Genomic DNA, 1381 nt, shown 5'->3' with positions numbered 1-1381 from the left:
AACGCCCAGCCCATCATCGGCAGCTCGAAGGTGAGGACGCGGTGCAGCGCGAGCACGGACCAGGCGGTGAGCATGGCGATCATCTGCGGCACGCCCACCCCGGCGTGCGCGAGCACCAGGACGAGGGGAAACGAGACCGACGGGCCACCGGGCAGCGCGCCGCCGAGCACGGAGGCCAGGAGCACGCCGGGCAGCCCGGAGGACGAACCCAGCACGCGGGCGAACCACTCGGGCGGAATGAGCTCGGCAACGAAGCTCGCCGCGACGATCGCGACGGGCAGACGCACGAGCAGCGGCCGTAGCTGATGCAGCCCCAGGCGCCAGACGGCGCGGTGCTCAACCCCGGGGTGACGGTGCGCGGCGGCGGCCGTGGCCGCGAGCAGGACGGCGACGGTGAGGTAGGCAACGCCCACGTACTCAGTCCCCTCGCGAGTGACGCGTCAGCGCCATGACGGCGGCACCGGCGATCAGCGGCAGGGGCAGCGACACCAGCAACCGCACCGCCGCAAAGTCGGCGCCAAAGAACGGGATCTCCCACACCAGGACCCGCTGCAGCCCGAGCACGGACCACGCGGTTAGGTAGGCCACGCACACCGGCAGTGAAGCCCCGACCCCGCGCAGCCCCACGACCAGCGGAAACGCCGAAAAGGGCCCGCCGGGGGTCACGGCACCGGCGAGCGTCGCGAGCAGCAGGCCGCGGACGCCGCTCCCCGCCCCCAGCCAGCGTTCGGCCAGGCCCATCGGCAGCATTTGCTGGATATAGGCGGCCAGCATCACCGCGAACAGCACCAAGGGCAGGACCATCAGCAGCAGGCCCGCGGCGTGCCCGAATGCGGCGCGGACGGCCGCATCGCCCTTGATCCACCACACCGCCGTGCCAGCGCTGACGGCGAGGACACCGAAGAACAGGGTGACTCGGTCCACGAGCAGGCCGTGGCCACGGGATCGTGCCATTCGCAGGCTCATCGTTCGGGAATGAACGGTGAGGATGCGGTATCGCCGCATGTCTGGCAACCAGCCGGGGATGTCGCACACGGCCTGTAGCCGTGCACGACCTACCGTTCCGGGCCCCTCGCCCTTCACGGGAGAGGGGTTGGGGAGAGGGTGTGGCCTGGCACGTGGATACGCCGTCGCGGACCCGCCGGGTAGGTCGTGCGCCGAAGGCGTGCGACAACACGGGACATGTCGCACACGGCCCATGGGCGTGGGCGACCTACCGTGGCGTTCAGAGGAGCCCTGGTGGCCTGGCCATTCGGGCCGTGCCGTTGGACACGGGTTTCCCGCACCGCCATGACGCTGGTTGTTGGTGGCCTCCCGGCCATTCCAGCGATAGCCGGGCAACGGCAGAGACGCCAGGGCGTATCCATGACGGGGGACGCCC

2 protein-coding genes are annotated in these 1381 nt (G+C 71.0%); both read right to left on the bottom strand.

Annotation, left to right across the window (positions count from 1 at the left end; translation table 11 throughout):
• Nucleotides 1-413: hypothetical protein (locus tag G7A99_RS19775; protein WP_163143467.1), on the bottom strand; the 413-nt coding region annotated here is incomplete at its 3' end.
• A gap of 4 nt (nt 414-417) precedes the next feature.
• Nucleotides 418-954: a permease gene (locus tag G7A99_RS19770; protein ID WP_163143464.1), complete on the bottom strand. Its 537-nt coding sequence runs from the start codon at nt 952-954 to the stop codon at nt 418-420.
• Nucleotides 955-1381: the final 427 nt, after the last annotated feature.

Source organism: Arhodomonas sp. KWT, from assembly GCF_010993615.1.
Note: the sequence above shows the minus strand (reverse complement) of the source record. Positions and strands in the feature narration are given on the sequence as shown.

What these genes read in the sequence shown, in the direction of transcription:
- G7A99_RS19770 (WP_163143464.1), bottom strand. Translation starts at nt 954, where the DNA reads ATGGCACGATCCCGTGGCCACGGCCTGCTCGTGGACCGAGTCACCCTG.